General features: G+C 72.1%; 20 protein-coding genes. 6 read left to right on the plus strand and 14 right to left on the minus strand.

Annotated features, from left to right (window positions below):
• Nucleotides 1-20: 20 nt before the first annotated feature.
• The 6 genes from APR04_RS22945 to APR04_RS22970 all read right to left on the minus strand — a co-directional run bounded on the left by APR04_RS22945 (nt 21) and on the right by APR04_RS22970 (nt 8,614).
• On the minus strand, nt 21-1,175 hold the full coding sequence (locus APR04_RS22945) for a VWA domain-containing protein (protein WP_253874768.1): 1,155 nt from the start codon (nt 1,173-1,175) through the stop codon (nt 21-23).
• Nucleotides 1,172-3,496, minus strand: coding sequence for a DUF5682 family protein (locus APR04_RS22950; protein ID WP_253874770.1), 2,325 nt, complete (start codon nt 3,494-3,496; stop codon nt 1,172-1,174). Before APR04_RS22950 ends, APR04_RS22945 begins: the two co-directional genes overlap by 4 nt.
• Complete coding sequence (locus tag APR04_RS22955) at nt 3,493-4,575, minus strand: AAA family ATPase (protein ID WP_253874772.1); 1,083 nt, start codon at nt 4,573-4,575, stop codon at nt 3,493-3,495. The genes APR04_RS22950 and APR04_RS22955 overlap by 4 nt, the downstream gene beginning before the upstream one ends.
• On the minus strand, nt 4,572-6,038 hold the full coding sequence (locus APR04_RS22960) for a DUF5691 domain-containing protein (RefSeq protein WP_253874774.1): 1,467 nt from the start codon (nt 6,036-6,038) through the stop codon (nt 4,572-4,574). Before APR04_RS22960 ends, APR04_RS22955 begins: the two co-directional genes overlap by 4 nt.
• The gene (locus tag APR04_RS22965) at nt 6,035-7,360 is read right to left on the minus strand and encodes an SWIM zinc finger family protein (RefSeq protein WP_253874776.1); all 1,326 of its coding nucleotides are present in this window, start codon (nt 7,358-7,360) and stop codon (nt 6,035-6,037) included. The genes APR04_RS22960 and APR04_RS22965 overlap by 4 nt, the downstream gene beginning before the upstream one ends.
• A gap of 144 nt (nt 7,361-7,504) precedes the next feature.
• The gene (locus tag APR04_RS22970; protein ID WP_253874778.1) at nt 7,505-8,614 is read right to left on the minus strand and encodes a zinc-binding dehydrogenase; all 1,110 of its coding nucleotides are present in this window, start codon (nt 8,612-8,614) and stop codon (nt 7,505-7,507) included.
• 74 nt (nt 8,615-8,688) lie between these two features.
• On the opposite strand from APR04_RS22970, the gene APR04_RS22975 reads away from it, so the two are divergent.
• Both APR04_RS22975 and APR04_RS22980 read left to right on the plus strand, forming a co-directional pair.
• Nucleotides 8,689-9,252 (plus strand): TetR/AcrR family transcriptional regulator, encoded by a 564-nt coding sequence (locus tag APR04_RS22975; RefSeq protein WP_253874780.1) that lies wholly within the window; start codon nt 8,689-8,691, stop codon nt 9,250-9,252.
• A 178-nt stretch (nt 9,253-9,430) separates the two neighbouring features.
• Nucleotides 9,431-10,285: a DUF6585 family protein gene (locus APR04_RS22980; RefSeq protein ID WP_253874782.1), complete on the plus strand. Its 855-nt coding sequence runs from the start codon at nt 9,431-9,433 to the stop codon at nt 10,283-10,285.
• Nucleotides 10,286-10,333: 48 nt separating this feature from the next.
• Here the strand turns inward: APR04_RS22980 and APR04_RS22985 are convergent, their stop codons facing one another.
• From APR04_RS22985 to APR04_RS23005, 5 genes are all read right to left on the minus strand, one after another.
• A complete protein-coding gene (locus tag APR04_RS22985) occupies nt 10,334-11,131 on the minus strand; it encodes a TetR/AcrR family transcriptional regulator (RefSeq protein WP_253874906.1) in 798 nt (265 codons plus the stop codon).
• 2 nt (nt 11,132-11,133) lie between these two features.
• Nucleotides 11,134-11,940: a TetR/AcrR family transcriptional regulator gene (locus tag APR04_RS22990; protein WP_253874784.1), complete on the minus strand. Its 807-nt coding sequence runs from the start codon at nt 11,938-11,940 to the stop codon at nt 11,134-11,136.
• A 161-nt stretch (nt 11,941-12,101) separates the two neighbouring features.
• Nucleotides 12,102-13,442: a multidrug effflux MFS transporter gene (locus APR04_RS22995; RefSeq protein WP_253874786.1), complete on the minus strand. Its 1,341-nt coding sequence runs from the start codon at nt 13,440-13,442 to the stop codon at nt 12,102-12,104.
• Nucleotides 13,443-13,503: 61 nt separating this feature from the next.
• Complete coding sequence (locus tag APR04_RS23000; RefSeq protein WP_253874788.1) at nt 13,504-14,004, minus strand: MarR family winged helix-turn-helix transcriptional regulator; 501 nt, start codon at nt 14,002-14,004, stop codon at nt 13,504-13,506.
• Nucleotides 14,005-14,110: 106 nt separating this feature from the next.
• Nucleotides 14,111-14,866 (minus strand): IclR family transcriptional regulator, encoded by a 756-nt coding sequence (locus tag APR04_RS23005; RefSeq protein WP_253874790.1) that lies wholly within the window; start codon nt 14,864-14,866, stop codon nt 14,111-14,113.
• Nucleotides 14,867-14,975: 109 nt separating this feature from the next.
• Here APR04_RS23005 and APR04_RS23010 point away from each other — a divergent pair, with 109 nt between their 5' ends.
• The 4 genes from APR04_RS23010 to APR04_RS23025 all read left to right on the plus strand — a co-directional run bounded on the left by APR04_RS23010 (nt 14,976) and on the right by APR04_RS23025 (nt 18,970).
• Nucleotides 14,976-16,247, plus strand: coding sequence for an FAD-dependent monooxygenase (locus tag APR04_RS23010; protein WP_253874792.1), 1,272 nt, complete (start codon nt 14,976-14,978; stop codon nt 16,245-16,247).
• 76 nt (nt 16,248-16,323) lie between these two features.
• Nucleotides 16,324-17,391 carry a cupin domain-containing protein gene (locus tag APR04_RS23015; protein WP_253874908.1) on the plus strand — a complete coding sequence of 356 codons (1,068 nt, stop codon included), beginning with the start codon at nt 16,324-16,326 and terminating at the stop codon, nt 17,389-17,391.
• The gene (locus tag APR04_RS23020; RefSeq protein ID WP_253874795.1) at nt 17,388-18,239 is read left to right on the plus strand and encodes a fumarylacetoacetate hydrolase family protein; all 852 of its coding nucleotides are present in this window, start codon (nt 17,388-17,390) and stop codon (nt 18,237-18,239) included. The genes APR04_RS23015 and APR04_RS23020 overlap by 4 nt, the downstream gene beginning before the upstream one ends.
• Nucleotides 18,236-18,970, plus strand: coding sequence for a maleylpyruvate isomerase N-terminal domain-containing protein (locus APR04_RS23025; protein ID WP_253874797.1), 735 nt, complete (start codon nt 18,236-18,238; stop codon nt 18,968-18,970). Before APR04_RS23020 ends, APR04_RS23025 begins: the two co-directional genes overlap by 4 nt.
• 83 nt (nt 18,971-19,053) lie before the next feature.
• Here the strand turns inward: APR04_RS23025 and APR04_RS23030 are convergent, their stop codons facing one another.
• Genes APR04_RS23030 through APR04_RS23040 form a run of 3 tightly spaced genes read right to left on the minus strand, consistent with a single transcriptional unit; the run spans nt 19,054 to nt 21,718 of the window.
• The gene (locus APR04_RS23030; protein ID WP_253874799.1) at nt 19,054-19,719 is read right to left on the minus strand and encodes a 3-oxoacid CoA-transferase subunit B; all 666 of its coding nucleotides are present in this window, start codon (nt 19,717-19,719) and stop codon (nt 19,054-19,056) included.
• Nucleotides 19,716-20,447 carry a 3-oxoacid CoA-transferase subunit A gene (locus APR04_RS23035; RefSeq protein ID WP_253874801.1) on the minus strand — a complete coding sequence of 244 codons (732 nt, stop codon included), beginning with the start codon at nt 20,445-20,447 and terminating at the stop codon, nt 19,716-19,718. The genes APR04_RS23030 and APR04_RS23035 overlap by 4 nt, the downstream gene beginning before the upstream one ends.
• On the minus strand, nt 20,444-21,718 hold the full coding sequence (locus APR04_RS23040; protein WP_253874803.1) for a thiolase family protein: 1,275 nt from the start codon (nt 21,716-21,718) through the stop codon (nt 20,444-20,446). The genes APR04_RS23035 and APR04_RS23040 overlap by 4 nt, the downstream gene beginning before the upstream one ends.

The following is a 21,718-nucleotide window of genomic DNA, read 5'->3' on the forward strand; positions in this document are numbered from 1 at the left end:
GGCACCCGGTGCGCCAACGCTCACGCCGGGTCGGGCACGAACGGGGCGAGGCTGCGTCGCTCGATCGCTGCCGCCATCACGTCGCCGAACCGGTCGGGCGTGCACGCGAACGCCGGGACCCCGAGCGCGGCCAGCGCGGTGGCGTTCTCCTTGTCGTAGGAGGGGGTGCCCTCGTCGCTCAGGGCGAGCAGCACCACCACCTGGGTTCCGGCGGCGAGCATCGAGGCGACCCGCGACAGCATGCCCTGCCGGACCCCGCCCTCGTACAGGTCGCTGACCAGCACGACGATCGACTCGCGGGGACGCGTGACCAACGACTGGCAGTAGGACAGCGCCCGGTTGATGTCGGTGCCGCCCCCGAGCCGGGTCGCGAACAGCAGGTCCACCGGGTCGCTGAGCTGCTCAGTCAGGTCGACGACGGCCGTGTCGAACACCACCAGCGACGTCTTGAGCGTCTTCATCGAGGCGAGCACCGCACCGAACACGCCCGAGTAGACCACCGACGCGGCCATGGATCCCGACTGGTCGATGCACAGCACGACGTCGCGCTGCACCGCCCGCTGGCTGCGGGCGTACCCGACCAGCCGTTCGGGCACGATCGTGGAGTACTCCTCCTGGTAGTGCTTGAGGTTCGTACGGATGGTGCGGTTCCAGTCGATCTCGTGGTGCCTCGGGCGGCTGGTCCGCGCCGTGCGGTCGATCGCCCCCTTCACGGCCGCCTTGGTGCGCTGCTCCAGCTTGGACTCCAGGTCCTTGACCACGCGGCCCACGACCTCCCGCGCCGTGGCCCGCGTCTTCTCGGGCAGGGCCCCGCTCAGCGACAGCAGGGTGCCCACCAGGTGCACATCCGGCTCGACCGCCTGGAGCATCTCGGGTTCCAGGAGCAGACGGCGCAGGTCGAGCCGCTCGATCGCGTCCTGCTGCATCACCTGCACCACGGTGGACGGGAAGTACTCCCGAACGTCGGACAGCCACCGGGCGACGTTCGGGGCGCTGGCGCCGAGACCTGCTCCCCGTGGGCCGCTCCCTGCGTCGCCGCCCGACCTGTAGAGGGCCTCCAGGGCCTTGTCCATCCCGGCGTCGCGCCCGTCCAGCGTGACGCCCGTGCCGTCGTCACCGCCGCCGAGCACCAACCGCCAGCGGCGCAGCCGCTCGTCCGTCTCGGGTGTGGTCATGACGTCTCCTGAGGGCACGAGATGGTCGGCGTGAGGATCGTGGCAAGGACGGGCAGCACGTGGGCCACCAGCTGGGGATCGAGCGGGACGACGTCGGCCACGTGCAGCCGGCGGCCTGCGACCTGCTCACCGATGACCCGCCGCTCGGCACCCTCGAACTGGGCGAAGGTTCGCCGCAGCAGGGGCAGCACCTCGACGAACAGGTCCTCGCCGAGCGACACGAGCCACTCGTCGATGAGGCGCAGCAGCACCGTGTCGTGCACCAGGACCAGTCCGCTGCCCCCGGCGAAACCCTCCACGAACGCGGCAGCCGTCCGCGCGGGCGTGCCCCGGCTGAGATAGCGGGACAGGCGGACGCTGGTGGTCTCGACGTCCGCGAGGCGTTCGTCGCGCAGCGTCCGGGTGACCCAGCCGGCGACCAGGCCGTGCAGATCGTCCCGGTCGGCCAGGCGTTCCAGAGCCGCGAGCCAGTCCTCGCGCAGACCCGCCTCCGCGCCCAGCAGAGTCACCGCGGCCGTCACCTCGCGCAGACGAGGCACCAAGATCGCCGCCGCGTCATCGTCCAGGGTGGTGACCGCGCCGGGCAGCGCGGTCCGCGCACGAGCGACCAGGCCCAGCAGCACCTGCCGCAGGGCCCCCGGTGCGGTGCCGCGCACGTCGCCGTACCGCAGGGACCTGGCCAGCGCGGGGATCGCCTCGAACAGGGCGTCGGTGTCCGACCCCACGGCGGCCCGGTCCGCCACCGCGTCCAGGAGCCCTGGCAGGGCTCCTGGGAGCTCAGCGAGCAGCGAGCGTTCCACCAGGGCTGCCAGGCCCGCGAGGCCCCCCGTCCGGGCGGCGGCCAGCACCGCGCCGCTCGCCGCCTGCTCGATGGTCGAGCCGTGCGTCCCCGCCGCGACGAGGTCCACGGCGAGCCGCGGGTCCCAGGCAACCTTCCAGGACTCCCGGAACGTGCCCTTTCCGCGCGTCCCGGTCAGCTCGCCCCACTGCACCCCGAGCAGGTCGAGGCGGTGCAGCAGGGCGCTGCGACCGAGATCGGTCGGCTTCCGAAGGTCCAGGTCCAGGTCGCGGGCCAGCGCCTCCCGCGGGAGCCGCAGTCGCTTGGCGGTGGCGGCCAGGTCTCGCTCCAGGGGCCCTGTCGGCACGCCGTCAGGCACCGAACCGAGCCGGTCCCCTACCTCGACCCGGTCCCGGACCAGCGCGTGGCGAACCTCGTCGCCGTCGCACAGGACGGCCCGGACCGCCTCGGACGCCTCCTCCAACCCCGTGGCCGGCCGCCCTCGCAGCGCGGCCAGCGTCTCCGCGAGCCGCACCGCCTCGATCACGTGCGCCGACGAGACCGGCAGGTCCTCCGCGCGCAGGGCCTGTGCCACGTTCACGAGCCAGCGTTCCACGGGTCGGTCCTCGACCGTGAACAGGTGGTGGTACCAGCCGGGAGACTCCACCCCGGCCCCGTAGCCGGACGCCGCCGCGAGCCGACGGTGCGACCACGGCACCCACGTGAGGATCGCCTTCGCCTTCGCGGCCTCCCGGAGCACCGGCTTCACGAGCGCCGCGTCCTTGGTCGCGGCGGGTGACGGACCGGTCAGTGCTGGTACGTGCCACGCACCGCAGACGACGGCGATCCGCTGCGCCCCCTCCGCGAGCGCCGCCCGCACGGACTGCCGCATGTGGGCCTCGCGCAGCGCGTCCCATGGGTCGGTGGGCTCCCCTTCCCGCACGGCCGTCATGGCCTGCTCGACGGCGTCGAAGACCGCGGCCCCACCCTCGCGGTGCTCCATGACGTCCTCCCACCACCGTTCAGCGTCGCCGTACCCGGCAGCGGCGGCCAGCGCGCCGAGCGGGTCGACGCGGGCCGGTCGCGGTTCGTCCGGTGCGCCACCCGGCCCGTCGTCCGCCGCCCCCGGCACGTCCTCGGACGCCGCGCGATGCGCGAGGTGCGCCGCAGCGGGCAGGTCGATGAACCGTAGCGGGACGTCGTTCCGCGCGGCCCAGCGCATCGCCTGCCACTCCGGGGAGAAGACGGCGAACGGCCAGAAGGCCGCCCGGGGGCCGTCGGGCTCGGCCGGCGGCGTGCCGTCCGGGGTGACGGTGCGCTTCGAGACGGCCTTCGGTTCCTGGTAGGCCAGCAGGGCGACGGGCGGCACGAGGTCGTCCTGGGCCGCGAAGGCGACCAGGTCGTCCGCCTCTGGTGGCCCTTCGACCAGCACCAGGTCCGGCCTGAGCTCCTCCAGCGCCCGCCGGACGGAGCGCGCCGAGCCCGGACCGTGGTGTCGGACGCCGAGCAGGTGCACCTGACCGACGACGGACGACGTCGTCACTCGGACTCCCGGGCGGCCGCGTAGAAGCCTTCCCAGCCGTCCCGCTCACGGACCACGGTCTCGAGGTACTCACGCCACACCTGGCCGTCCGCGGCGGGGTCGCGCACGATGGCGCCGCGCATCCCGGCGGCGACATCGGCGGGGCGCAGCTCGCCGTCCCCGAAGTGCGCGGCCAGCGCGAGCCCCGCCGTCACCACCGAGATCGCCTCGGCGGTGGACAGGGTGCCGGACGGGCTCTTGACCTTGGTGCGGCCGTCCGCCGTGACGCCCTCCCGCAGCTCGCGAAACACCGTGACCACGCGACGGATCTCGTCGGCGGACTGTGGAGCCTGCGGGATCTCCAGGGAGCGCCCGAGGGACTCCACGCGGCGGCTGACGATCTCGACCTCCTCCTCGACGGTGCCCGGCGTGGGCAGCACCACCGTGTTGAAGCGGCGACGCAGTGCGCTGGACAGCTCGTTGACGCCGCGGTCGCGGTCGTTCGCCGTCGCGATGACGGTGAAACCCTTGGTGGCCTGCACCTCCGTGCCGAGCTCCGGGATCGGCATCGTCTTCTCCGAGAGGATCGTCAGGAGCGTGTCCTGCACGTCCGACGGGATGCGGGTCAGCTCTTCGATCCGGGCGACCGAGCCTCGCTGCATGGCGCGCATCACCGGGCTGGGCACCACGGCCGCCTCGCTGGGGCCGTGCGCCAGCAGCTGGGCGTAGTTCCACCCGTAGCGCATGGCCTCCTCCGGGGTTCCGGCGGTGCCCTGCACCAGCAGGGTCGAGTCCCCGCTCACGGCGGCGGCGAGATGCTCGGACACCCACGTCTTGGCTGTGCCGGGCACACCGATCAGCAGGAGCGCGCGGTCCGTGGCAAGGGTGGCCACCGCCACCTCCATGAGGCGGCGCGGCCCGACGTACTTGGGTGTCACCTGGTCGCCGTCGCCCAGCAGGTAGGTGACGACCGCCTGCGGCGACAGCCGCCAGCCCGGTGGGCGCTGCCGGTCGTCCTGCTCGGCGAGGTAGGCGAGCTCGCTCGCGTACAGGTCCTCGGCGTGCGGGCGCAGGATCACGGCTTCGGTGATGACGGTCAACGGGACTCCTTCAGGTCGTTCAGCTCGGCGAACGTGTCGCGGCGAATGGTGATGAGCTCGATGGCTCGGTCCAGGGCGGTACGGCTGTGGTCAGGGCGCACGGTGCCCTTGCGTCCCTTGGTCGCGCTCGCGGACCGCGCGGCCTCCGCGGTCAGGCGTGGCAACCAGGACGGGTCCAGCAACGTGCCTGCGACGTCCCCGACGGCGGTCTCCCAGCGCCGGCTCGGCGAGCGCAGCAAGGAGGCGAACACCTCTTCCTCGACCTCACGTGGCCACGGGTGCGGCAGTGCGCGCAGCACGGCAGCGGCGACGAGCATCTGGTCGTCCACGAGCAGCGTCAGCGCGGCCTGGGCCCGGTCCGCAGGATCCAGGAGCGCCGCCAGGGCCTCTCGCCCCTGGATGCCGATCTCGCCTCGTCCGATCAGGGACCGCGCCAGCCCGGCGTGCTCCTGGTCCTGGGCCGCGACCGCGAGCCCACGAACCAGCTCGGCCGCCACGTCCAGGTTCGAGGTCGCGTCCAGCAGCACCGCCGGATCCGGCGCGAGGTCGGACCATGCGGCCATCGGCACGGCGCCGACCAGCTGCTCGAACCACCACGCACGCTCCCCGCGCCGGGCAGGGGCCTTGCGGACCAGCCCGTCGCGCACGGCGTCCGCGGGCAGCTCGGACGGCAACGTCACCGTGAGCCCGTCCGGCCCGACGGCGAGGCACGCGGCGAGCCGTACCCGCATCCGGGCCGTGTACGCGCTACCCGGCAGACGTCGCAGCAGGGTGGCAGCGGCCTTGCGGGTCCTGGCCGACCTCAGTGCCTTTTCCAGTGCAGGCTCGTCGGCCTCGGTGACTCCGCCGTCGACCCGTGCCTCCAGGATCTCCAGGTCCACCAGCTCCAGCAGGGCAGCCAGGGCCGTCGCAGCGAGACCTGCCGTCCGTTCCTCGCCGACGGCGTCACGGGTCACCCAGGTCCACCGGCCCGCCGCCGCCTGCGCCAGCCACGGCGCCACCCGGCCCGCGACCGCCAGGGCAGGGGCTCGCAGTGCGCGGTTGCGGGCCGCGACGTCCAGCAGACCGGGAACCAGGTGCGCCGGGACCTGCCGTCCGGCCTGACGGCACGTGTCCAACCAGACGCCAAGACCCCACAGCGTGTCCTGGTTCAACGGCTGCGCCAGCAGCGCGGCGAGGCGGCTCGTCGCGACCGACGACGCTTCCGGCAGGTCGGTGGTCTCGGGACCCTCGTGCGCCCGGAACTCGGCGAGCGAGGTTACGGGCGCGACCCGGCGCCGGTCACGGTTCGTGGCCCGGCCGGCCAGCGCGACCGCACCTGCCGCGTGGAGGAGGTCAGCGGGGCTCAGCGTCCCGGTCGGCAGCACCCCGGCCAGCAGCGGCTCGTCGTCGGGCGCCAGGACGCAGGGGCGACGTGCGGTGCCCACCAGCGCCGAGGCAAGCAGAACATCCGTCGCACTCATGCGTTCACCAGCCCGCCGAGAGTCCAGACCGACAGAGGAACCACGCCGCGCGGGGTCCACTCGACCGCCACGTCACACTCCTGCCCGCCGGTCGCGGCGTAAAGATGCCAGGGTTCCGCCTGCGAGGCCGCACCTATCAGGGGCAATGCCTCGCCCTCCGACATGACGCACCACGGGGAGCCGTCTCGCCCGGGCACCAGGGCGCCCCGGAGCAGGAGGGGGTACCGGTCCAGCCACGGGTCGGCGCCGAGCGCCCGCGCCACCTGGTCGATCCCGGACTCGACGCTCACGGCACCAGCAGGCGCCGCGAACGAGCTCGCCGCCGCCTGCCCGGGGCGCAGGACCGCCCGCAGCTCCAGAGCGCCGGGATACCAGTACAGATCCGCGTCCACCTCGGTACCGGTCGCGCTCGCAGCGGGCAGCGGCTGGCCGGGCGGGGAGAAGGCGAGCAGCTGAGCGACCTGACCCGTCTGCCGCCCCCGGAGCCAGACGGCACGGGCGACCAGCGTGGAGTCCGTGGTGTCGCGACTGCCCAGCACCTGCCAGGTGTCCCGGGTCGGTTCGGTCGCGAGCACCTCCTCGGTGCCCGGGGTCCGGCCCAGCCGAGCTCGGACCGTCGCGGCGAACGGTTCAGGGAGCTGGTCCAGCTGCCCGGCCGCGGTCGCCAGCAGGCGCAGCAGGCCCATCTCGACCAGCAGGCGATCCGCCCAGCCGGACCCGGACGACGCCACCGCACCGCACTCCCGCACCCGCGCCGCCAGCCCCGGAACCTGGGCGTCCACGAGGCGCGCCGCCATCTGGTCGAACGGCGCGTAACCAGCCGAGGCGAGCGGGGCCAGCCCCTCCGTGGCACGGTCGTCCAGCCAGCGGGCGAGCTCGTCGACCCCTGCCCGCATCCGCTCGTCCCGCACGGCCGCACGCTTCTCCGCCGCGGCCTGCTGCTGGGGGGTCGCCGGCGCGCTCGCCCGCGTCACCTTCGCCTGAGCCCGGCCGGCCCGCTGCGCCTTCCACTGCCTCGCGAAGTCCACTGGTTCGGCCGCCGAGACGCTCTCGTCAGCCCAGCTCAGCAGCAGCGCCAGGGTGTGCTTGCACGGGAACTTGCGGCTCGGGCAGGAGCACTTGTACGCGGGTTCGGCCAGATCCACGCAGATCTGGTACCCGCTCTTGCCTGATCCAGCGCAGTAGCCCCACAGCAACGCCTCGTCGCTCGCCCACCCCGCGCTCGTGAGCTTCGTCCCGGTGCCGAGCTTTCGCGCCGCAGCGAGCGAGGCAGCATCCGGCGCGACCGCTGCGACCTGCGCAGATGTCCATCGTCCGTCCATGGGGGGGAACCGTAGCGGCTACCACTGACAGTGATGATGCTCGGGTGGTCGCCGGGGTCGTGGCCCTGCCACCGACGTCCTGCTGGGCAGTCTTTCGCCGCGGTCTGCCGGCCCCCGACCCACACCAGCCTCCAGGCTCAGTGCTCAGTGCTCGTCGTTGTGCTCCGTTCGCGGCCCACCTGCCGGAGCCGCGCTCCCGTGCGCCCAGGGGTGCAGGACGATCTTCCCCACATGCTCCCTGCGCGCCAGCTCCTCCTGCGCCTCTCCGACCCGGTCCAGCGGGAACACGGCGGAGATCACCGGCTCGATCTCGGCACCGCGCGCCATGTCCATGAGCATCTCGAAGTGCCTGGGGGTATGCATCGAGGAACCGATCACCTGGGCGTTGTGCAGGTAGAGGCGGCGCACGTCGAAGTCCACCTCGTACCCGCCGAGCGCGCCGGCCACGACCCATCGGCCGCCCTCCCGCAGCAGCGGCAACGCTTCGCGCAGCAGGTCACCCGCGACGACGTCGAGCGCGACGTCGATCCCCTCCGGGGCAGCCGTGCGGATCTGCGCGACGAGGTCCTGCGCACGGTCGATGACCTCGTCGGCGCCTGCTTGGCGCACGGGGCCGAGCTTGGATCCGCTGCTGATGGCGAGCACGCGCGCTCCGCGAGCCCGGGCGAGCTGGATCAGCGCGAGGCCGACGCCGCCGGAAGCCCCCGAGACCAGCACGGTCTCTCCTCTGCGCAATCGGCCCCGTTCGATCATGCCCAGCGCTGTGCCGTACGCGGTCGGCAGCGCCGCGAGCTGGTCGTCCGAGAGCGGAGAAGCCGACATGTCGTGCACACGTGCCCTCGGCGCGGTCACGTACTGGGCGTATCCGCCGTCGCGCTCGCTCCCCATCAGGCCCACCGGGTTCGCGTCCGGGCCGTCGGAGTCGTAGATCGCCGGATCGATGACCACTCTGCGTCCGATGAGCCCCTCGTCCGCGTGACTGCCCACCGCGACGACACGACCGGCCACGTCCGCACCCTGGATGCGCGGAAAATCGATCGGACCTCGCCAGCCGGACAGGGCCGCCGGGTCGTCCGGGCGACCGTAGGCGCCTTCCCTCGTCCACAGATCGGTGTTGTTCAGTGCTGTCGAGCCGACTCGGACCAGCACCTCCCCCGCCGGGACGGAGGGCGTGCTCACCTCCGTCACCTCGAGGGCCTTCGGTCCGCCGTGGTGCGCCACCCGGGCGGCGCGCATCGTCGTGGGTGCCTTCATCGCTGGATCCCTTCAGAGCTATACTGATCGGTAAAGTTGACGGGTACTATACCGATCGGTGAAGGTGACCTCAGATGCAGGAGATGCGTCCCATGACGCCTGCGGCCCGCCGCATCGTCGCGGCTGCCGAGGAGCTGTTCTACCACCGCGGGATCACGGCGGTCGGCGTCGATCTGATCGCCGAGCACTCGGGGGTGACCAAGCGAACCCTGTACAACCAGTTCGGCTCGAAGGACCAGGTCGTGGCGGCATATCTCGCCGGACGCGACCGACGGTGGCGGGCACTGGTCCGCGCGACCATCGATTCCTGTGGTGACTCGCTCGAGGCGGTGACCGCTCCCCTGGTCGCACTGCAGGACTGGAGCGCCGCGAGCACCCGCGGTTGCGCCTTCCTCAACGCCCTCGCCGAGCTTCCCGATCCCGCACATCCCGCGCACCGCGTCGCGGCGGATCAGAAGCTCTGGCTGCGCGCCCTGTTCGAGGAGCTCGCCGGCCTCGCTGGATGCTCGGACCCCGCCACCCTCGCCGTTCGGCTGCTCGTGCTGCACGAGGGGGTCCTCGCCACCCGGTTGCTGGGGATCGACACGCTGGCGGAGAGCACGGCGCTGGCACGCTCGCTCGTTCGAGCTCAGACCTGAGGATCCAGCAGTCGAGGTACCCGTCAGTCGTTCACAACCAGCGACTCACTCGTGTGGCGCTCCGCGCGACGCCGGCCGAAATGTTACACCCCCTCGCATCGATAGGGCCTCTTTGAAATCGGACGCGGATTCGCTAGCGTTCGAGCACACGCCGGCCCTGTACGAGGAGACGCCTTCCATGCCCGACCCCATCAGCTACCAGTCGATCGACCAGGCCGCGCACGCGCTGCGGCTGGGTGAGCGCCGTGCGGAGTTCACTGCGGCGGGAAACAAGCCACGACGGAGCCCCGCCCTCATGCTGATCCCGCCGCTGATCCTCTTCGGCCTCGTCCTCTGGATGCTCGCCTCCGCCGGCTTGCTCGCGTCCATCATCGGGATCGGCTTCATCGTCCTGTTCGTCGTGCTGATCGGCGGTGCCGTGGCGGGCATGATGATCAAGGCCAAGGACACCCAGGGCGACCAGGCGATGCACATCTTCGACGAGGGCGTGGTCATCCTCGGCGCGAAGGGTCGCGTGCTGCCCTACCGCTGGGACGAGACCCGGCTGGTCCGGGTCGGCGTCAGGGCCTCGTGGGAGTCGGACGGCCAGGCCAGGTGGTCCTACGGCCTGTTGAACGCCGCGACGCCTCCGGTGGTCATGGGGCAGACGGTCGCCTTCAGCACGATGATCGCCAACAGCGACGGCGTCGATCTCGGCAACATCACCCGCGCCGCGGAGTTCGAGCGGATCGATGTCTGGGGCCCCGCGCTCGAGGACGGGATCACCCGCGCCAACGCGCCCCGCGTCCTCGCCGAGCTCGCCGCCGGCCGGTCGGTCGAGTTCGGGCCCGCGGCCGCGACGCCGGAGGGACTGGTCCTCGGGAAGAAGCTCACCCCCTGGTCCGAGATCACGAGCCTGCGGATCGACAACGGATATCTGCTGGTCAAGCGGCAGGGCAAGCTGTTCAGGTCGTCGGTGCTGGCCAACGACGTCCCGAACTTCCTCGTGCTCGTCGCTGTGGCCGACCGCCTCGGTGCGGTGTCCCTGGGGTAGGCGCCCGCCTGGCGCCCGGCCCGGCAGCGATCGCCGTCGGGCCGCGGATCACGACCGGGGGACGACGGCGTCCCGCACCAGCACGACGTCGTCGGAAACCTCCTGGCCGAAGATGGCAAGGAGGTCGACGACGAGGTCGTGCACGAGCGCTTCCACGTGCGCTGCCGCCCCGGGGCCGTCGACGTCGCCGAGATGGCCGTAGACGGTCAGTGTGAGCAGGCCCCAGAGTCGTGCCGAGCACAGGTTCATCGCGTGCAGCAGCCCGAGCGGGACGTCCCGAGGGAAGCCAGGGATCGCGCGCATCAGGTCCCGAGCCACCCGCAGATGAGGCAAGAGGGCCGGCAGGATCTCCTCGTCGGGGACCACCCGGCAACCTGCCAGCCACCACGCCACGGCCATCGGTGCGAACACTGCGCCCACGCGGTCAAGGGCCATCAGGGGCGCGTGGCGGACGTCGTCGGGCGGGGTCTCACCCGTGCCGGAGATACGCAACCGGCCCGACATCAGCAGGTCGTACTCGTTGCGGTGCGCGAGGCACCAGTGGAACAACGCGTGGACGACAGCATGGCACTGCGCGTCGGGATCGTCCGCCGGCTGCCGCACCCTGGCCCCCTCCACGAAGGCCAGGAGCTCGTCGACGACGTCCTGGTGGGTGGCGTGCAGCAGGCCCGGGCGACCGTCGAAGTAGCGGTACAGCCCGGGCGCGGCGATCCCGACGTCCTTCGCGACGGCCTGCATCGTGACGCCGTCCGGGCCGTGCTCGTCCAACAGGCGGCGCGCCGACGTCAGAGCCTCCGTCACCAGCTCGCGCCGGAGTCGTGCGCGACGGCCCGGGGCACCCGGCATGCTCACGCCCGTCCCCCGTCGGTCGCGCCGGTGAAGACCGGTTCCAGGACGACTGCGGGGCTGAGCCCCAGGCCGAAGAGCTTGAGGTTGCGGACGTTCAGGTCGTCGAGCAGGGAGGTGATGTAGTCGCGCCTTACTTGTTCGTCAGGTCCGGTGATGTGGTGATACACCGTCATGCACAGCAGACCGAAGGTGCGCTGCCAGGCGACGCGGACCGCGGCGACCAACCCCAGCGGCACGTCGCGAGGCACGTCGGGGAACGTCGCGAGCAGGACGTCGCGACGTGCAGCCAGCTCCGGTTCGAGTCCCGAGGGAACGGGCTCATCGAACCGGACCGCGCCGTCGGCCCATTGCGCCGCAACCGGAGGGAATGCGAGGCTCGCCACCTCATAGAACGTGCCGCCGCGGGCCTCGCCCCCGACCGACGCGCCTGCCTCGAGGCGCAGGCCGGCCCCGAGCAGCAGGTCGAACTCGTGGGGGTGCGCCACGCACCAGGCGAACATCGCGTTCGTCATGGCGTGCAGCTCAGCAGCACGGTCGCCGGCCGGTTGGCGCACGATGGCCGCGCGAACGTGCGCGACCAGCTCGTCGAGCACATGTCGGCACGTCGCCCGCAGCAGGTCGGCCCGACTCGGGAAGTACCGGTAGAGCCCAGGTCCGGCGATCCCGACCACCCGGCTGACCGCCAGCATCGTCACGCCTTCGAGCCCGCCCTCCGTGAGCAGGCCGCGGGCCGCTGCGACCGAGTTGCTCAGCACCTCCTGGCGGACGTGTTGACGCCGGGTCGGGCTCTCTGCGCTGCTGTTCACGGGGCGTGCTTGGTCTCCGGTCGGGCCATCGTCGTAGAGTTCCAGTCTCCCATGTGCGCCAGGTGTCAGGATCTGGGGCCAGCCTGGAGGACCGGAGGAACAAGCACGCCAACACCTGGCGCAAGAGGGCAGTGCGGCTAGCGCGAGCCGCTGCGCCTCGTCTATGCCTCGAAGCTGTCGCGGTCGAGGCCGACCCGGGAGTTCGGGCGTGGCGTGCGGGGCACCGCGAGGAACGACGCCGCAGCGAGCACCGCGCACACGACCATCACGATCGCCATCGGCAGCGCGCTGTCCTCCCCCGCGATGCCGACCAGCGGGGACACGAGCGCTGCGAGCAGGAACTGGCCGAACCCGAGGAACGCGGAGCCGGTGCCCGCGTGCTGCTCGGTCTGCGCCAGGGCCAGTGTGGTCGCGTGGCCGAACACGAGGCCGAGGGACGCCTGGAAGACCCCGAAGAGCACGAGGGTCAGCACGCCGGGCACCCCGGACAGCGCCGAGGTGAGCAGCCCGACGGCGGCCACGATGTTGACGACAAGACCGATCCCGATGACCAGCCGGTACGAGACCCTGCCCGCCAGCGCGGCCGCGAGGGCGCTGGTCACGGTGATGGCGACAGCGTTCCCGGCGAAGATCAGCGAGAACTCCGCCTCGGACCTGCCGAGGATGTTCTGCACGACGAACGGCGAGGCGGCGATGTACGCGAACAGGCCCGCGAACCCGAGACAGAAGGTCAGCAGGTAACCGGTGTAGGTGCGGTTGGCCAGGACCACGCGTGCGGAGGCGAGGGTCTGGGCGATCCCGCCGCGCGTGCGAGCCTCGGCGGGCAGGGTCTCGCGGACCCACACGAGCGCCCCGGCGAGCATGAGCACGGACACACCGGCCAGCACCCAGAACACGGCACGCCAGCCGGCGCCCGCGATGACGGCCCCGCCAACCAGCGGACCGACGACGGGCGCGACGACGCTCATGATCGTCAGCACGCCGAGCAGCTTGGCCGCAGCGGGACCGCGGGTGCCGTCGGCCACGACGGCCCGGGCGATGACCAGGCCCGCCGCGCCGCCGAGCCCCTGCAGGAACCGCGCGAAGGCCAGCGCTGTCGCGTTCGGGGCCAGGGCGCACAGGACGCTGGCGATCAAGAACAGGACGATCCCGGCGAGCAGGGGCCCCCGGCGGCCGAGGCCGTCGGACAGCGGGCCGATGAACAGCTGCCCGATGGCGAGCCCGGCCAGGAACGTCGTCATGGTGATCTGGACACCGGAGGCGCTGGTGCCCAGGTCCGCCGCGATGGCGGGGAATCCGGGCAGGTACATGTCGATCGACATCGGGGCGACTGCGGTCAGCAGGGCCAGGACGGCGACCAGCATGCCACCCAGCCGCGGGCCGGTCCGCCCCGGACCGGATGGGGCGTCGTCGGACGGAACGGACGGCACGGACGCCGCCTCGACGACGGGTGTCGCGGTGAGCTCGTCGGGATTCTCGGCAAGGGAGGTCTGGGAAATCACTCCGGAATTATATATGTGCCCATATGCAATATCTAGCGCGACCGGCCGGACACGTCGAACGTCACACCTGCTCTCCTCCGTCGGTCCGGATCCGCTCCTCCAGGACCCGCAGAGCCTCCGTCGCCGCAGCGATCGCAGCGACGTGCTCGGGCTCCAGACCGCGCAGCGCCTCCCGCACCGGACCCGCCCAGTTCTCGGCCAGCGCCACATGCTCCGCCTCAGCGGCCTCCGTGGGAAACAGCCGCGTCACCCGCCGGTCGACCGCACCGGGCTCCCGGCGCACCAGAGCGCGGCCCACCAGCGCGCGCACCGCCGCGCTGGCATTCGACTGCTGCAGGTCCAGGCGCCGCGAGACCTCACCGACCGACAGACCGGGGCGCTCGCGGACCAGAGTCAGCACGGCGATCTCCGTCACGGGCAGACTTGGCGAGCCCGGCGGGTGCATACCCCTGCGGTGCACCGTCCAGGCGAGCTCGCGCAGCACGAGCGCGGTCTCGTCCCACCCCCTGCTCCGGCTTGGCACCGGCTCGGGTCTGGAGGGCGAGGTGCTGTCCTGTGTCACCTCTGAATCCTATGCGTGGGTCCGGCAGGGTCCCGGGGCAGGGACCCGGATGCGCACACCGGGCTGCGGCGACGAGCCGCTCCGACTCGTCCCCGGCCGATCGTCCTCAGCCGCCAAGCACCCGGACGGCCTCGGCCTGCGCCGCCCGGAGCGGTGCGACCAGCCGCGGCTCGTCGTCCGGGGCGTACCGTGCCGTCGGCAACGAGATGCTGATGGCCCCGACAGGCTGCGCGGCGTCGGCGCCGACGGCGACGCCCAGCGCCGCCACGCCGCGCTCGCTCTCCTCGGTGTTCACGCCGTATCCGCGCCACCGCACCCGGTCGAGCTCCGCATGCAGCTCCGCGAGCGACCCGGCGTTCCTGCCTGGCCAGGGTCGCAGCCCATCTGGGTGCAGCTCGTCGACCGCGTCGGCCGACAGCGCCGCGAAGATCGCCTTGCCACCGGACGTGCAGTAGGCAGGGATGCGGGAGCCGATGCGCAGGCCGATGCGCAGCGCCTGCTGCCCCTCGATCCCGTACACGAACTGGACGTCGGGTCCCGCCAGGACGACCAGGTGGACGGTCTCGCGCACCTCGTCGTGCAGGGTCTGGAGGACCGGCCGCATCCGGGCGACGAGCGCAGGGATGCTCCGCTGCGGCGTCCGCAGGCCGAGCAGCTGTGGGCCCGGGCGGTAGAGCTTGCGCTCACCCTGCTCCACGAACCCACGGCCCGCCATGGTCGTCAGGAGGCGGTGCGCCGTCGAGGGAGCCACACCGAGAGAGGTCGCCGCCTCGGTGACGCTCAGTGACCCCCGCTCGGCCAGAAGCGTCAGCAGGACCATCGCTCGGTCGACCGCCTCAACACGGTACAGATTCTGCTCCACAGAAAAAGCGTAGCCCATGTTTGCGACCCACAGAACTCCGGTCGTACCGTCGACGCCAGGCAGAGACGCCGTACGAGCAACCGCTCGTCGCGACTTCGAGGAGGAAGCCATGACCCACGGCACCGACCGCGTGATCATCACGGGCGGCGGCATCGGCGGACTAGGGGCGGCACTGATGCTCGCCCGGCGGGGTATCCCCGTGACGGTCCTCGAACGAGCGGCCGAGTTCAAAGAGGTCGGCGCCGGACTACAGCTCGCGCCGAACATCACGCGGATGCTCGACGGGGTCGGCGTCCTGGCCGACCTGCTGCCCCACGCGGTGCGCCCCCGGCGCCTCGTCTTCGCGAACGCGGCGACGGGCGAGGAGCTCAGCCACCTCGACCTCGAGGACGCCGCCACCCGGTACGGCGGGCCGTACGTCGTGCTGCACCGCAGCGACCTCCTCGACGCCCTGCTCCGCGCCGCGCGGGCGGAGCCGATGGTCACGCTCCTCACCGACCACCACGTCGAACGCGTCGCCGATCACGGTGACAGCGTCACCGTCACCTGCGCGGACGGCCAGGAGATCACCGGCCGGATCCTCGTCGGGGCGGACGGCCTCCGTTCCGTGGTGCGCGAGCACGTGGTCGACGACGAGCCGGTCTGCTCCGGCTACATCGCCTACCGCGGGGTCGTCCCCATCGAGACCGTCGAACGCCTCACCGACACGGATGACGTCGTCGTCTGGATGGGCCCCGGCTGCCACTTCGTCCAGTACCCCGTGCGCGGCGGCAAGCTCTACAACCAGGTGGCGGTCTTCCGGTCGCAGGAGTACCTGGACGGCAAGGAGGACTGGGGCTCCCCCGCCGAGCTCGACGCCACCTACGCGGAACTGGCGGCCCCCGTCGTCGCAGGGCTGTCCTCGATCCAGCGTGAGAACCGCTGGCCCATGTACGACCGCGAGCCGATCACCAGCTGGACCAACGGCAACGTCACCCTGCTCGGTGACGCGGCCCACGCCATGCTCCAGTACCTCGCGCAGGGCGCCGGGCAGTCGCTCCTCGACGGCGCCGCGCTCGCCAACGCCCTCGCCCCACTCGCCGAGGGGCGCGACAGCGAGCGCTGGTGCGCCGGCGACGTCAAGGCCGCGCTGCACCGCTACGAGGCCGACCGCGTTGCCGCGGCGGCGACCGTCCAGTCGACGGGCCGGCTCTGGGGCGACATCTGGCACGTGGACGAACCGGTCCACGTCCTGCTGCGCGACGAGGCGTTCCGCCGCAGGGACACCTACGACTACCACCTCGTCGACTGGCTCTACGGACCGGTCCTGGACCCGGGCGACCACGCGGACGCCGTCGGGCACGGTCCACGTCCCGTCGACACCTATCTCACGAGGAAGTGAACCGATGACTGACGCGATCACCCTTGACGAGGTCTACCCCGACGACGCTCCCGGTCACGACGACGTGGAGAACGCCATGCGGCCGGCGGAGACTCCCGAGCTGCGCGCGCTCTACCAGGGTTTCGAGGAGGAGCACATCGTTCCGCTCTGGACCCAGCTCGGCGACCTCATGCCGACCCACCCCAAGCCGCAGGCCGTACCGCACGTCTGGAAGTGGGACCGCCTCTACGACCTGGCCAGGCAGTCGGGCGACCTGGTGCCCGTCGGCCGCGGCGGCGAGCGCCGAGCGCTCGGCCTGGCGAACCCCGGACTGGGCGGCCGTGCCTACGTCTCCCCGACGCTGTGGGCGGCAATCCAGTACCTCGGGCCGCGCGAGACGGCGCCGGAGCACCGGCACGCGCAGAACGCCTTCCGGTTCGTGGTCGAGGGCGAGGGTGTGTGGACCGTGGTGAACGGCGACCCCGTGCGGATGAGCCGCGGTGACCTGCTGCTCACCCCTGGCTGGCACTTCCACGGCCACCACAACGACACGGACGGCCCGATGGCGTGGATCGACGGGCTCGACATCCCGTTCTCGCACCACAACGACGTCGGGTTCTTCGAGTTCGGCTCGGAGCGCGTCACCGACTACGCGACCCCGAGCTACTCGCGTGCCGAGCGCCTCTGGGCGCACCCGGGACTGCGGCCGCTCAGCGGACTGCAGGACACGGTGTCCTCGCCGCTGATGGCCTACCGGTGGGAGCACACGGACGCCGCCCTGACCGAGCAGCTCCTGCTCGAGGAGGAAGGCCAGCCGGCCACGGCGGAGCAGGGCCATGCGGCGATCCGGTACACCAACCCGACCACCGGCGGCGACGTCATGCCCACGATCCGCTGCGAGTTCCACCGCCTGCGTGCGGGCACGGTCACGCCGGGCCGCCGCGAGGTCGGCTCGAGCGTCTTCCAGGTGTTCGACGGCGAGGGCGTCGTCACGCTCGGCGGTGCCGAGCACCGGCTCGTCAAGGGCGACCTGTTCGTCGTCCCGTCATGGGTCCAGTGGTCGCTGGCCGCCGGCTCCCAGTTCGACCTGTTCCGCTTCTCCGACGCTCCGATCATGGAGCGTCTCCACTTCGCCCGAACCCATGTCGAGGAGACCCACCGATGAAGCTCGCCACCCTCCGCACCACCGCCGCAGACGGAGCGGCGACGACGGTCGCGGCCCGAGTCGAGGGCGATTCCCTCGTCACGCTGCCGAGGTACGCCGATGTGGGCGCCGTGCTGCGCGCCGGCGCGCTCGCCACCGTCAGGCAGCCGGGGCCGCACGACGGCGAGAGGTTGCCGCTGGCCTCCGCGGACCTGGCGCCAGTGGTGACCAGCCCGGGAAAGATCGTGTGCGTCGGCCTGAACTACAAGGCACACATCCTGGAGATGGGGCGCGATCTGCCGGAGCACCCGACCCTGTTCGCCAAGTTCGCGGACTGCCTGCTCGGCGCGGGTGACGACATCCCGTTGCCGCCGGAGTCCGGGACGATCGACTGGGAGGGCGAGCTCGCGGTCGTCGTGGGCTCGCGGGTGCGCAGGGCCTCGGCGGACGAGGCGCTTGCGGCGATCGCCGGCTACTCCGTCTGCAACGACGTGTCGATGCGCGACTGGCAGTTCCGCACGAAGGAGTGGCTCCAGGGCAAGATGTGGGCGGACTCCACCCCCCTCGGCCCGGTGCTGGCCACCCCCGAGGAGATCCCTGCCGACGCGCAGATCACGACCCTGGTCGACGGCGTGGAGAGGCAGCGGGGCGACGTCCACGACCTGGTGCACGACCCCGTGCACCTGGTCCGGTACGTCTCCACGATCCTGCCGCTGAACCCCGGCGACGTCATCATCACGGGCACGCCGGGCGGCGTCGGGCACGCTCGCTCGCCGCAGGAGTACCTGCGACCGGGCCAGACCGTGACGGTCCGCATCGACGGGATCGGCGAGCTGACCAACCGGACCGTCGCGGAGCAGGTGCCATGACCGTCGCCGCCCGGGAAGCGCTCCGGCTCCGGCAGGGTGCCGGAGCGCGGTACGACGCACCCGAGGCACCTGCCGAGACACTGGCCTGGGCACGGCTCGGCACCGCGTACTTCGCCCGCGTGCTGAACGATCTGCCCGACGCCGCGCTGTACGAGGCCTCGGCGCTGCCGGGGTGGACCCGAGCGCACGTGGTGGCGCACGTCGGCTACAACGCGCGGGCGCTGGTGCGCCTCGTCGAGTGGGCGCGTACCGGTGAGGCAACGCCCATGTACGCGTCCACCACGCAGCGCAACGCCGAGATCGAGCGGGGCTCCACGCTGCCCGCGCAGGCGCTGCGGCACCTCGCGACGCACGCGGCGGTCCACCTGGACGTGGAGTGGCGCGACCTGCCCGGCGCGGCCTGGGCCGCCCAGGTGGTAACGGCTCAGGGCCGCACCGTGCCGGTGTCCGAGACCGCCTGGATGCGTACGCGCGAGGTCTGGGTCCATGCGGTCGACCTCGCCGACGTCTCCAGGGGCGTCGCCCCGTCGTTCGCGGACGTACCGACAGAGGTGCTCGAGCACCTGCGGGACGACATCCTCGGCACGTGGGCAAGGCGCGGCGAACCGGTCGACGTCTCGGGCGTCCGCGGCGCACTACCTGACCTGGTCCGCTGGCTGACCGGCCGCGGCCGGTCCCGGCTGACGACGACGGACGGCGATCCCGTGCCCGAGCTGCCTCGCTGGCTCTGACCAGGAAAATCCGCTGACCGGCGCGAACCCGATCTTCGCCGCGCCCGCACCGTTCCTCGCCTCGTGGCTGAACACCCGCGCCCCTACCCCGTCCCCGCCGCCCGAAGGTCGAGCAGCGTCTCCAGCTCACGGTGCGTCGTGCCGAAGGTCTCCACGACGCGCACGCCGCCGGGGCCCACGTCGAAGACAGCGAGGTCGGTATAGACCCGGGACACACAACCGACACCGGTCAGTGGCAGCGTGCACCGCTCGACGAGCTTCGGTGCGCCGTCCTTCGTCAGCAGACTCATCATCACGACGGTCCGCCGTGCCCCGGTTGCCAGGTCCATCGCACCGCCGACGGCGGGGACGGCGTCGGGCGCTCCCGTGGACCAGTTCGCGAGGTCGCCGGACGTCGAGACCTGGAACGCACCCAGCACGCAGACGTCGATGTGACCGCCGCGCATCATCGCGAACGAGTCGGCCTGATGGAAGTACGAGGCCCCCGGCAGCTCCGTCACGGGGGCCTTGCCCGCGTTGACGAGGTCAGGGTCCACGTCATCGGGCTCCGGGGACGGCCCCATGCCGAGCATCCCGTTCTCGGTGTGCAGCATGATCCCGCTGTCGGCGGCCAGGTGGTCCGCGACCAGCGTCGGCAGACCGATACCGAGGTTGACGTACGACCCGGGAGCGATGTCGGCAGCTACCCGGGCGGCGAGCTGCGCCCTGGTGAGCGGGGCTCCCCGCGCGACGGTGTCCCTGGCGCTCATGCCGACCCATCCGTACCGGCCGCGACGGTTCCGGCAGTGCTCGTTCCCGCCGTGCTCGTGACCTCCGTGAGCTCGACGACGGCGTCCACGTAGATGCCCGGCGTCACCACGGCCTCGGGATCGAGCTGCCCGACAGGGACGACGTCGCGCACCTGCGCGACCGAGCGCCGCGCGGCGGCCGCCATGATCGGACCGAAGTTGCGTGCCGTCTTGCGATACACGAGATTGCCCACACCGTCCGCCCGGTCAGCCCGCACCAACGCGACGTCCGCGTGGATCGCGTACTCCAGCACCTGGTCGACGCCCTCGATCCGCCGATGCTCCTTCCCTTCGGCGAGCGGCGTGCCGAAGCCGGTCGGTGTGAAGAACGCGCCGATCCCCGCGCCCGCCGCCCGGATCCGCTCGGCCAGGCTGCCCTGCGGCACCAGCTCCAGCTCGACCGTTCCGGACCGGTAGGCCGCGTCAAAATGCCAGGAGTCGACCTGCCGCGGGAACGAGCACACCATCTTGGCCACGCGTCCGTGCTGGATCAGCCGGGCCAGCGGGTCCTCCCCGTTCCCCGCGTTGTTGCTCACCACCACGAGGTCGGAGGCACCCTGCTCCAGCAACGCCGCCACGAGGTCGGCCGGCTGCCCCGCCGGCCCGAACCCGCCGATCATGACCGTCGCGCCGTCGGCGACGTCCCCGAGCGCGTCGAGCGCGCTCGACGCGAAGACCGTCGCGCTCATGCGGTCCCACCGTTCGTCACGTTCTCCAGCACCACAGCCATACCCTGCCCCACGCCGATACAGATCGCCGCGACGCCCCACCGGCCGCCCTCTTCCACGAGCCGCCGGGCCAGCGTGCCCAGCACGCGCGTCCCCGACGCCCCCAGCGGGTGCCCGAGGGCGATGGCCCCACCCCAGGCGTTGACGATGTCCAGGTCGATGCCCCAGGCGTCCGTGCACGCAAGGGTCTGCGCGGCGAAGGCCTCGTTGATCTCCACGGCAGCGACGTCGTCCCACGTGATCCCCGAGCGGGCCAGCGCACGCTCGGCCGCCTCGACCGGTGCGTACCCGAAGTACTGCGGCTCGTTCGCGACCGCCGCCCGCCCGGCGATGCGCGCCAGCGGTTCGAGACCGGTCAGGCCGGCCGCGCGCTCCGACCCGACCAGGACCGCGGAGGCGCCGTCCGAGAGCGGCGAGGCACTGCCCGCGGTGACGGTGCCGCCGCCCGGACCGTCGCTCGCCGGCCGGAACGACGGCGTGAGAGCCGCCAGCCGCTCCAGCGAGGTACCCGGCCGGATCGACTCGTCACGGGTCAGCCCGGTACCCGGCCCCGTGCTCGGCTTCGCCCCAGGCTCCGTGCTGGGTTCCGTGCTGGGCTCCGTACCGTGATACGGCGTCACCAGGGCGGCATAGCGACCGGACTCCCAGGCAGCATGGGCCAGGGTGTGGCTGCGCAGCGCGTACTCGTCCTGCCGCTCCCGCGTGATCCCGTACCTCTCCCGCAGCCGTTCGGTCGCCTCCCCGAGCGATACCGTCCACTCCGCGCGCATCCGCGGGTTGACCAAGCGCCAGCCCAGAGTGGTCGAGGCGAGATTCAGGTCTCCCGCAGGGAACGGGCGGTCCGTCTTGGGCAGCACCCACGGCGCACGGCTCATCGACTCCACACCACCCGCTACGACGACGTCCGCGTCGCCCGACTCGACAGCACGGGCAGCCTGCACCGCCGCCTCCAGCGACGACCCGCACAACCGGTTCACCGTGGTACCCGGCACAGACACCGGCAGGCCCGCGAGCAACACCGCCATCCGCGCCACGTCCCGGTTCTCCTCCCCCGCACCGTTGGCATTGCCCAGGATCACATCGCCAACGACCGCGGGATCCAGAGCCGGCGCACGACGCACCTGCTCACCGACCACGAACGCCGCCAAGTCGTCCGGCCGCACGTGGGCGAGCGCACCGCCGAACCGCCCGAACGGCGTCCGGACGGCATCGAAGACAAAGGCCGTCTGCAT

This window comes from Promicromonospora umidemergens (assembly GCF_024171995.1).
Lineage (GTDB): Bacteria > Actinomycetota > Actinomycetes > Actinomycetales > Cellulomonadaceae > Promicromonospora > Promicromonospora umidemergens.

What these genes read in the sequence shown, in the direction of transcription:
- APR04_RS22985 (WP_253874906.1), bottom strand. Translation starts at nt 11,131, where the DNA reads ATGCCGGGTGCCCCGGGCCGTCGCGCACGACTCCGGCGCGAGCTGGTG.
- APR04_RS23030 (WP_253874799.1), bottom strand. Translation starts at nt 19,719, where the DNA reads ATGAGCGCCAGGGACACCGTCGCGCGGGGAGCCCCGCTCACCAGGGCG.
- APR04_RS22945 (WP_253874768.1), bottom strand. Translation starts at nt 1,175, where the DNA reads ATGACCACACCCGAGACGGACGAGCGGCTGCGCCGCTGGCGGTTGGTG.
- APR04_RS23035 (WP_253874801.1), bottom strand. Translation starts at nt 20,447, where the DNA reads ATGAGCGCGACGGTCTTCGCGTCGAGCGCGCTCGACGCGCTCGGGGAC.
- APR04_RS23015 (WP_253874908.1), top strand. Translation starts at nt 16,324, where the DNA reads ATGCGGCCGGCGGAGACTCCCGAGCTGCGCGCGCTCTACCAGGGTTTC.
- APR04_RS22980 (WP_253874782.1), top strand. Translation starts at nt 9,431, where the DNA reads ATGCCCGACCCCATCAGCTACCAGTCGATCGACCAGGCCGCGCACGCG.
- APR04_RS23010 (WP_253874792.1), top strand. Translation starts at nt 14,976, where the DNA reads ATGACCCACGGCACCGACCGCGTGATCATCACGGGCGGCGGCATCGGC.
- APR04_RS22960 (WP_253874774.1), bottom strand. Translation starts at nt 6,038, where the DNA reads ATGAGTGCGACGGATGTTCTGCTTGCCTCGGCGCTGGTGGGCACCGCA.
- APR04_RS22975 (WP_253874780.1), top strand. Translation starts at nt 8,689, where the DNA reads ATGCAGGAGATGCGTCCCATGACGCCTGCGGCCCGCCGCATCGTCGCG.
- APR04_RS23020 (WP_253874795.1), top strand. Translation starts at nt 17,388, where the DNA reads ATGAAGCTCGCCACCCTCCGCACCACCGCCGCAGACGGAGCGGCGACG.
- APR04_RS22965 (WP_253874776.1), bottom strand. Translation starts at nt 7,360, where the DNA reads ATGGACGGACGATGGACATCTGCGCAGGTCGCAGCGGTCGCGCCGGAT.
- APR04_RS22970 (WP_253874778.1), bottom strand. Translation starts at nt 8,614, where the DNA reads ATGAAGGCACCCACGACGATGCGCGCCGCCCGGGTGGCGCACCACGGC.
- APR04_RS23040 (WP_253874803.1), bottom strand. Translation starts at nt 21,718, where the DNA reads ATGCAGACGGCCTTTGTCTTCGATGCCGTCCGGACGCCGTTCGGGCGG.
- APR04_RS23025 (WP_253874797.1), top strand. Translation starts at nt 18,236, where the DNA reads ATGACCGTCGCCGCCCGGGAAGCGCTCCGGCTCCGGCAGGGTGCCGGA.